The following is a 9,292-nucleotide window of genomic DNA, read 5'->3' as shown; positions in this document are numbered from 1 at the left end:
CAGGGCCCGCCGAAAACGGCGGGCCCTCTGCTGTTCAGATTGCTTTCTGCTGGCCAATCACGTCCCGGCACCAGGCAAACAGCCGGTCCGTGAGGGCTGTCAGGTCCTCCCGGCACTCCCCTGCTTTCAGGGCCTGGGCAGTTTGCAGAATCTCCAGGTCCTGCCCGGTCAGGTGCTGTTCCAGGTCTGATCTCCGGCGGCAGTAGAGCCCCTGCTCTGCATACAGCTTGGCCTGCAGCAGGAACACGGCGGCCTTGCAGGCCTCCGCCACCGCCTCCCGGCTTCTGCCGTGGAGAAAGTTGTGGCAGCACAGGTGATACAGTCCGCAGGCCCCCTGATGGAGGGCCCGGCGGGCGTCCCCTGGCTCCTCCGGCGGCAGCAGGTCCGCAAGGTGTCCGCACCAGTCGGTGGTGTCCCGGCGGAACTGGAACAGCTCCCCCCGGTCCCAGGCCGCCAGCTCCGCCGTACCGGAGACGAAGCCGCACAGCTTGTCCCGGTCCGGCAGGTCCTTCACGGCTGCCCGGTAGGTCTCCAGGTCTTGCAGAGAGCAGCTGTCCAGAATGCACACCACGTCGATGTCGCTGTCCGGTCCGGCTTCTCCCCTGCCCCGGCTGCCCTGGAGGCCGATGTACCGCACCCGGTCCCCAAAGGCGGCCCGGACGGCCCCGCAGTATTGCTTCATCCAGTTTTCGATCTCCATCATCACAGTTTCCTCATGTGGGCTCCCGCGGATTTCAGCATCAGCTTCTTTTTGCCCACGGTGTCAAAGGCCACTTCCGCCAGGGCGTCGCCGCCCATGGGCCGGACAGAGAGCACCATGCCCTTCCCGAAGGCGGTATGCTCCACCATGTCCCCCTGCTGTAATTGCAGCAGAGGCGCCGCCGGGGCGGCGTTCTTCCGGGTGGAGGACGCCTGCTGGACAGAGGCCAGGGGCCGCTGGGGCGCCTGGGCCGGGGCCCGGTAGCTGTGGACGCCGCCGCTGCTCCAGGAGCCGCCGGCGCGGGCGGGGGAGCTGCCCCAGCCGTCCTCGTACCGGTCGCCGCCGAAGGTGCCGTCGTGCTCCATACCGCCGAAACGGGGCTCCGGCTTGCTCTCCCAGCGCATGTTCTCCTCCGGGATCTCTTCCAGGAACCGGGAGGCCCGGTTGGCGCTGGTACGGCCGTACAGCATCCGCTGCCGGCAGTTGGTGAGGGTCAGCTTCTCCTTGGCCCGGGTCATGGCCACGTAGCAGAGCCGCCGCTCCTCCTCCAGCTCCTCCTGGTCGTACTGGGCGGAGGCGCCGGGGAAGATCCCCTCCTCCATCCCCACCACGTACACCACCGGGAACTCCAGCCCCTTGGCGGAGTGAATGGTCATCATGGTGACGCAGTCGTCGCTGGCCTCCACGCTGTCCAGATCTGTGTACAGGGCAATCTCGTTCAGGAAGCCGGAGAGGGTGGCGTCCTCCGGCTGCTGCTCCAGGAAGCCCAGGATGTTGGATTTCAGCTCCTGAACGTTCTCGATGCGGCCCCGGCTCTCCATGTCGTTCTTCTCCTCCAGGGCCTTTACATAGCCGGTCTGGTCGCAGACGGCGTCATAGAACTCCGGCAAGGCCAGCTCCGTGCCCGCCCGCCGCAGGCCGTCGATCAGGTCCGCGAACTTCAGCAGCTTGGCGGAAGACGCTTTCAGCTCCGGGAACAGGTCCGCGTTGCGGATGATCTCATACAGCGACGCCCCCTGGCTCTCCGCCAAGGCGCCCACCTTGTCCAATGTAGTGGCGCCGATGCCCCGGGGCGGGTTGTTGATGATCCGCCGCAGCCGCAGGTCGTCCAGGGGGTTGTTCAGCACGCACAGATAGGCCAGCATGTCCTTGACCTCCGCCCGGTCGAAGAACTTCATGCCCCCCACTACTTTATAGGGGATGCCGTTGCGCTTCATGGCGTATTCCAGGGCGTTGGACTGGGCGTTCATCCGGTAGAGGACCGCCGTGTCCCGGAAGTTCCTGCCCCGGTTCACCCCCATCAGGATGTCCCCGGCCACGTAGTTGGCCTCGTCGCTCTCGTTGAAGGTGGTCTTGACCGTCACCACATCGCCCCCGCCGTTGTCGGTCCAGAGGGTCTTGCCCTTGCGGCCCTGGTTGTTCTGGATGACGGCGTTGGCCGCATCCAGAATGTTCTGGGTAGAGCGGTAGTTCTGCTCCAGGCGAATGGTCCGGGCGGTGGGGTACTGCTCCTCGAAGTTCAGGATGTTTTCGATGTTGGCCCCCCGGAAGCGGTAGATAGACTGGTCGTCATCGCCCACCACACAGAGGTTTTTGTACCCCCCCGCCAGGAGGCTTGTCAGCAGATACTGTAAGTGGTTGGTGTCCTGGTACTCGTCCACCAGCACGTAGCGGAACTTGCGCTGGTAGTAGTCCAGCACCGACCGCTCCTGCTGCAGCAGCGTTACCGTGTGAAAGATGATGTCGTCAAAGTCCAGGGCATTGGCGGTGCGGAGCTTCTTCGCATAGGCGGCATAGATCTTGGCGATGCGGGTCATCTTCCAGTCCCCCGCCGCCTCGTACCGCTTGGCAAAGTCCTCCGGCGTCTCATACTGGTCCTTGGAGTGGCTGATGGCGGCCAGGACGCTCCGGGGCGGGAAGGTCTTCTCCTCCAGGTTCAGCTCCTTCAGAATGTCCTTGATGACCCGCTTGGAGTCGTCGGTGTCGTAGATGGTGAAGTCCTTGTCGAACCCCAGCCGGTCGATGTCCCGCCGCAGGATGCGCACACAGGCGGAGTGGAAGGTGGAGGCCCAGATGTCGTTGGCCTCCGGCCCCAGCCGGGCGGCCAGCCGGTCCTTCAGCTCCCCTGCCGCCTTGTTGGTGAAGGTGATGGCGATGATCTCCCAGGGCTTGGGCGCGTCCAGGGCGCAGAGCCGCCGGGCCCGGCGGACGTCCTCCTCCGTGGGCCGGGCGGGGAAGCTCTCCAGAAATTGAAGATCCTCTTCCGTGGCCCAGGCCGGCACCTCTTCCGAATCGCTTCCCCGGCCGTAGGTGAGCAGGTTGTACACCCGCTGGATCAGCACCGTGGTCTTGCCGCTGCCGGCGCCCGCCAGCAGCAGCAGCGGACCCTCCGTGGTCATGGCAGCCTGGCGCTGCATGGGGTTCAGCCTGGATAAGTCCTGGGCGATGACCGCCCGGCGGGCGGCGATGTAGCGTTGTTTGAAGTCTTCCATAAGTCCACCGTTCTCCATCCGTCTCAAAAGTCTCGGCCCCTATTTTACGGCAAAATCCCCTTCCGGTCAAGGCGGGAAACGGCTGTTGCCGGTTTGCCGCTTTTGTTACCAATTTGAGGTTGACAAATGTCTACCTATTTGATATGGTCCAATCAGAAGACCAGGTAGACACTCGTATACCATGGAGGTGAGACTATGCAGGTGAACCTGTCCGACAGCGAGTGGAAGCTGATGAACCGGCTATGGGAGCAGTCCCCCCGGACCATCATGGAGTTGACGGCCTCCCTGAAGGAGGACACAGGCTGGAGCAAGAACACGGTGATCACCATGCTCGCCCGGCTGGAAGCCAAGGGGGCCGTCCGGCACGAGGAGGGCGGCCGGGCCAAGCGGTACTTCCCCGCGGTGGACCGCGAGGACGCCGCGGCGGCGGAGACGGAGAGCTTCCTCTCCCGGGTCTACGGCGGCAGCCTGGGCCTGATGATGAGCGCCATGGTGGAGAGCCGCCAGCTGACGGAGGCGGACATCGCGGAGCTGTCCGCTATTTTGGAACGAGCGGGAGGCGAGGAACATGCGTGAGATCCTGTTGACATCTTCCGTGCTGATCCTGGCGGTCCTGCTGTTGCGGCGGGCCTTCCGGGACCGGATTTCCCGCCGGGCCCAGTATGTCCTGTGGGCGCTGGTGCTGGTGCGGCTGCTGGTGCCGGTGAGCCTGCCGGGAGCGGACTTCTCCGTCCTGTCGGCGGCGGAGCCGGTGGGCCGGACAGTGACGGAACGGCTGGAACAGCGGGAAATTTACAGAGTGCCGCTGGCCCCCTCTCCCATGGGGACAGCGCCCCAGGTCACATCCCCCGCACCTCAGATAGAGGGAGGCGGCTCCCCCTCCGGGGAGGCGGCCGCGCCCTCCGGCGGGGAGGAAGCTTTTTCTTACCCGGTCATCCGGGAGCGGGTGGTGACGGCGGCGGACCTGCTGACGGTCCTCTGGCTGATCGGCATCGCCGCCATGGCGGTGTGGTTTCTGGTGACCAACCTGCGCTTCTGGCAAAAGCTCCGGAGGACGAGGGCGCCCTATGCCGCGGAGAACTGCAGGTATCCCGTCTATCTGGTGGAGGCGGGTCTCCCCTCCCCCTGCCTGTTCGGGCTGTTCCGGCCCGCCATTTATCTTACCCCCGCCGTTGTCGCCTCTCCGGAGCGGCTGCGGCATGTGCTGGCCCATGAGACCGCCCACGCCCGCCATCTGGACCCGTTGTGGTCGCTGCTGCGGAGCGTGTGCCTCGCGGTGTACTGGTTCGACCCTCTGGTGTGGATCGCCGCCGCCGTCTCCAAGGCCGACGGGGAGCTGGCCTGCGACGAGGCCGCCATCCAGGCCCTGGGAGAGGGCGAACGCATCCCCTACGGCAAAACGCTGCTGTCCCTGATTCCGGTGCGGACGGGTCCCGGCTCTCCCCTGCTGTCCGCCACCACCATGACGGCAGATAAGCGGCAGCTGAAGGACCGGATCACCCGCATCGCCCAGGGACAACAGACCCGGGCAGCGGCTTTGTTTCTGGTTCTGGCGCTGGCAGCGGGCGTCTGCGCCGTCACCTTCACCGGGGCCAAGGCGGATGGGGAAACCGGCGGTGTCCGCTCCCTCACCGGCGACGAGCTGGCGTATTTTAATGAGGAGTTCTTCAATCAGGAGGGTACTTACAGCATCCGCAACCAATTTTTGAACTCCCTGTACGAGAACTCGGAGGACATCGACCTCTTTGAGCTGCTCTATTGCGGCACGGGGATCGACGCGCCTATGACCGATGAGGAGCTGCGGCAGGTGGGCAGCTTTGACACCGCAGGGGAGCTGATCTGCCCTGTGGACAAGATGTCCGTGGAGGCCATCAACCAGGTGCTGCTGGAGAACACCGGCCTCACGCTGGAGGAGACGGGGCGGATCGGGATGGACTACTTCCAGTACCTCCCGGAGTATGATGCCTACTATCACAGCCACGGGGACACCAACTACTTCTCGGGCGTCAACATCACTGCCGGGGAGCGGGTGGGCGATACCATCCGGCTCTACTACGACGACACGTTCCATGTTGACGGCTGGAAGTGCGTGACACTGGAAGAACAGGCCGACGGCTCCTACTGGTTTGTCTCCAACCAGCCCAGTGAGCGGCCCGCCATCCCTACCGTGTACCCGGAGGGGGAGCCGGTGCTGACCATTCCGCTGACAGACCTCACACCCTATGAGCCGGAGACCATGGAGGTCATTCGGCACCGGAATGACTGCGCCGAGCGTGGCACTGGCTATATCATGCACACCGAGGACGGCGATGAACTCTCTGTCCGCACCTATCTCTCCACCGACGGCAATCTCTACGCCGCCGTGATTTATGACGAGGCGGCGGGCCGGGACGGGATGCGCACATGGGATGTGGGCTGCTTCTTCACCTTCCCGGAGCATAACACGCTGAGTTACAGCGATTCCGGCGGCTACGCCGTCTCCATGGACTCCTTCTCCGATCTGTTCGGCCATGATGGGCTGGTCATCCGTTACTCCGGTGAGCTGGACGAACATACAGGCGCCACCTTCCACGACTATTACTATTTCGACACCGAGGGAAATCCCGTCCTCCTGGCCCGGGTCTACGGTGACACCGCCCAGTTCGACCTGGATGGCAACGGCGCAGACGAGTTGTGTGCCTCTTCGGCAAACACCGCCCAGATCTTTTTCCAGCGGGATGGGCGGATCTATGAGGCGGACATCGACGAGGATTTGAAACAGGCTTGGCCGGACGCGGAGTACTTGAGCTTCAACCGTTGGGACGTGAGCCGCCGGAATCTGGCCCTGTGGGCATTCGTCCCCATTCCCGACAGTCCCCAGGACGGCACCGCCGACCGGTGGCTGTACTTTGATGGAGAAAACCTGCTGGTGTACCGGGACGGCCGTGCCACGGCGGACCACTTGATGGAGGGCGCGGAAGCGCCGGAGGACGTAATGGCGGTCCTGCGGGACTACGTGCAGGAGCAGTACACCGGCGACCATGAGGGGTTGCTGTTCGTGGAGGGCGGCGACTTTGTCCCCGCCCCGCTGGAATATGACGACTGGCGGATTGAGTCCATCGAGGGCCCCTCCTATGTATCCGTGGGCGGCCTGGATTTTGCCATCTGGAGCATGAACTATGAACTGCACACCACCACGCCGGAGAGCGTCATTTTGGCCGGCGGAACGTACATGACCGAGGACTGCTGGGTCAGCCCCGGTTACCCCGGGTGTGACTACTTCTACTTCCAACTGGACGAGGGCGGAACCCGCACCTATCTGTATCACCGCATGGAGAACGACTGCGTCCCCGGAACAGAGCTGTTTTTCTCAGACATGGCCTACCAGCTCCGGGAGATGGGGCTGCTGTCCTTCTATGACCTGACGGGGCGGGAGCTGCTGGATATCAGCTGCAGTCAGCCAGTCCACTTCTTCAACACGCTGTCGGAGACGAACCTCTCGGAGCAGTCCCAGGCCCTTGCCGCCATGGCGGCCTGTGTCGCCGCCGGAGACGATCCCGGCACTCAGGAGATCTATGACAGCATTGCCCATTATATGGAAATCTTCTCCGATGATCTGACAGACGGCGGTCGGGCCGCGTGGCAGGCGCTCCAGTCTGCCCTGTCCAGCTGGACAGCGGCGGGAGATGGCACGGTCTATGAGAGCGGCGGCCTCTCCCTGTGGGTACCGGAGGGCTGGGCGGATATGGCGGTGGTCACCGCTGAGGACGCTGTCTGGTTCGGAGAATCTGTGCCGGGGTTCGACGTCTATGAGCGACTTGCCCACATATCAAATCCCGATACAGGTCTGGTCTGGAATGTCCGGGCCCTCACCCGTGCCCAGTTCCAGGCCGCCTTTGGGGACGCGGACTGGTCGGAGATTTTAGGGGCTTCCAGCTATGTGATCGGCTCTGACGACGCCTACATCTATCTGCTCTCCACCCCCACGGACGTGCAGTTCCTGGTGGAGGACCCCACCAGTATGGCCCAGTATGAGCTGCTGCGGAATCAGTCCCAGACGGTAATCGAGGGCTTCTTCTTCCGCAACGGTATCACCCCCAACCCGGACTGCCCGGACGCCGACGGGTGCTATGTGGGACCCGAAGCTTCGGGGCGGCCAAGGCTGCTGTTCAGGCGGCGATGGACGGGATTTTGGCCCCCGGTGCCTTCTCCCTGACCCTCTCCCCCGCCCCTGGTGGGTCCGGTGGCGGAAGCTATATACTGCCGCTGGATATGGCGGCGGCCATCTCCCGGATGCCGGAGAATTTCCTCTGGTACCCCGCGGAGGCGGGCTCGCCCCCGGCGGGCCTGGCCTCCCTGACCCTCACCGCAGAGGACGGCAGCGCCGCCCTCCAGTGCTGGGAGGGCAGCTCCCTGGTCCGCTGCACCCGGAGCGGCGTGACACAGTGGTTCTACGCCCCGCCGGTGACGGCGGACGCAGTCTTCAACGGCACGGTCTTTGCAGCCTTGCGCCAGATTTATGACGAAGTAGAATGGGAGGCCCTGCGGGAGGGCATCATCATCCCGGACCGGGGACAGAGCCATCTGGAGATCGCCCAGGCCTGGGCCGATGCGGATACGCAGCCCGCCCTGGAGGTCACAGACGGCAGCATCTTCGCCTGCACCTATGTGCGGACTGTGGCCGATGTGGATAGCTGGGCAGATATGCCGGAGACCTCCTATCCGGAGCAATCGGAGGGGCACGAGCGGTTCTGGTTCTCCTACCGGCGCATCTTTGTACCGGAGAATGAGGCGGCCCGCAGCTGGCAGATGGCCGGCAACACCGTGGAGTACGACGGCAGGTACGGCGAGGCCCCGGAGGGCGCCTATGAGAATTTCCAGGTGGGGGTCCTCTACCTGACGGATGAGGGCTGGCGGTGCGACGGCACCGGCACCGGCCCGTGAATTCGGATCAAAAAAGAGAGCGGCCGAAACTCCGGCCGCTCTTTTCTGCGCTCACTGGGCCAGGAACACCAGGTTCCGGTCCGTGATGAAGTTGGGGATACTGTACACGACGCAGATGGCGTCGATGCCGTTTTCCGCCGCGTACTGGGCGGGGGGCATCCGGTAATACCGCGGGTCCAGCAGGTGGACCTCGGCAAAGCTCTGGGCCAGGAAGGGCGCCAGGGCGTCAGAGTAGGAATCCCGGATCAGCAGGAGCTTGCCGCCGTCTCGGGCGTTCTCATTCCAGATGACGCACAGGGGTTGGTTGCCGCCCAGGAAGGAGGCGTATTTGTCCTTCTCGGTCAGATAGCTCCGGTCGTACAGTATGCTGGGTTCCGGAGAGCCGGTGCGCCAGGAGGTGACCGTGAGGCCGTCCTCCTTTACCCAGAATTCCATGGTGTCCGGCGTCAGCCAGTGGATGCCGGACTTGGAGTACAGCGTGCCATTGAAGCTGGTACTGGCAATCTCTGGTGTAAAGCTTTCCTGCTTTAATGATTCTCTTCCCAGGACTTCCAGCAGAGCATTGGCCCCATAGAAGGCCCCGAGGGACGTCCAGTGGTGGTCTGTGCGGTAGAAGATGGGCTCGTCGGCGTGAGCGGTCAGGGCGGCGGAGAAGTCGATCATGGGCAGCCCCAGGCCCGCCGCCTGGGAGAGGTAAGCGTTCTGGTCCCAGGACTCCGCGCCCTCCGGCAGTTTGTCCCGCCACACCTCCGCCGCGGAGGGGATCAGCCCCAGATACATGGGGATGTCCGACTTCTCCGCCAGCTGGGAGACGTAATTCAGGTTCGCCTTCTCCAGGCCGTCCGCAGGGGCGTCCACCTTGGAGATCAATGTTTCGCCTTCACAGAGATAGATGTTGTTGAACAGCCGTTTGCCGATCAGCTGCTCCGTCCGGGCCTTCAGGCCCGTCCACTGGTCCCGCAGGGGAAACTGGTCCTGGACGTAGGCCTCCACGTCCTCCATATAGCTGCCGTCCAGCACGCTGGACAGAGTCAGTGCCGGCCGCTGCTGGAGGGTGCGGTTCTCCACGTCGGACCGCTCCCGGTCCGGCAGGAGCATCTGCCACACCATCAGCCCCCCCAGAAAGAGGCAGAACACCGCTGTGAGAAATCTTGCGTATCGTTTGGACAAGGTCTCT

6 protein-coding genes are annotated in these 9,292 nt (G+C 64.0%); 3 read left to right on the top strand and 3 right to left on the bottom strand.

The window, feature by feature from the left end; translation table 11 throughout:
- Window positions 1-34: 34 nt before the first annotated feature.
- Both HMPREF1546_RS09630 and HMPREF1546_RS09625 read right to left on the bottom strand, forming a co-directional pair.
- On the bottom strand, window positions 35-703 hold the full coding sequence (locus tag HMPREF1546_RS09630; RefSeq protein ID WP_021750653.1) for a nucleotidyltransferase domain-containing protein: 669 nt from the start codon (window positions 701-703) through the stop codon (window positions 35-37).
- Window positions 703-3,192 (bottom strand): ATP-dependent helicase, encoded by a 2,490-nt coding sequence (locus tag HMPREF1546_RS09625; protein ID WP_036631046.1) that lies wholly within the window; start codon window positions 3,190-3,192, stop codon window positions 703-705. Before HMPREF1546_RS09625 ends, HMPREF1546_RS09630 begins: the two co-directional genes overlap by 1 nt.
- Window positions 3,193-3,387: 195 nt before the next feature.
- On the opposite strand from HMPREF1546_RS09625, the gene HMPREF1546_RS09620 reads away from it, so the two are divergent.
- The 3 genes from HMPREF1546_RS09620 to HMPREF1546_RS09610 are packed head-to-tail and all read left to right on the top strand — an operon-like array spanning window position 3,388 to window position 8,115.
- Window positions 3,388-3,768, top strand: coding sequence for a BlaI/MecI/CopY family transcriptional regulator (locus HMPREF1546_RS09620; protein WP_021750656.1), 381 nt, complete (start codon window positions 3,388-3,390; stop codon window positions 3,766-3,768).
- Window positions 3,761-7,387: a M56 family metallopeptidase gene (locus tag HMPREF1546_RS09615; protein ID WP_021750657.1), complete on the top strand. Its 3,627-nt coding sequence runs from the start codon at window positions 3,761-3,763 to the stop codon at window positions 7,385-7,387. Before HMPREF1546_RS09620 ends, HMPREF1546_RS09615 begins: the two co-directional genes overlap by 8 nt.
- Window positions 7,351-8,115, top strand: a complete 765-nt coding sequence (locus tag HMPREF1546_RS09610; protein WP_021750658.1) for a hypothetical protein — start codon at window positions 7,351-7,353, stop codon at window positions 8,113-8,115. Before HMPREF1546_RS09615 ends, HMPREF1546_RS09610 begins: the two co-directional genes overlap by 37 nt.
- A 51-nt stretch (window positions 8,116-8,166) precedes the next feature.
- Here HMPREF1546_RS09610 and HMPREF1546_RS09605 read toward each other — a convergent pair whose 3' ends face one another.
- A complete protein-coding gene (locus tag HMPREF1546_RS09605) occupies window positions 8,167-9,285 on the bottom strand; it encodes a DHHW family protein (RefSeq protein WP_036631048.1) in 1,119 nt (372 codons plus the stop codon).
- Window positions 9,286-9,292 lie beyond the last annotated feature (7 nt).

The organism is Oscillibacter sp. KLE 1745 (genome assembly GCF_000469445.2).
Classification (GTDB): Bacteria; Bacillota; Clostridia; order Oscillospirales; family Oscillospiraceae; genus Oscillibacter; species Oscillibacter welbionis.
This window is presented reverse-complemented; position numbering and strand designations above follow the sequence as displayed.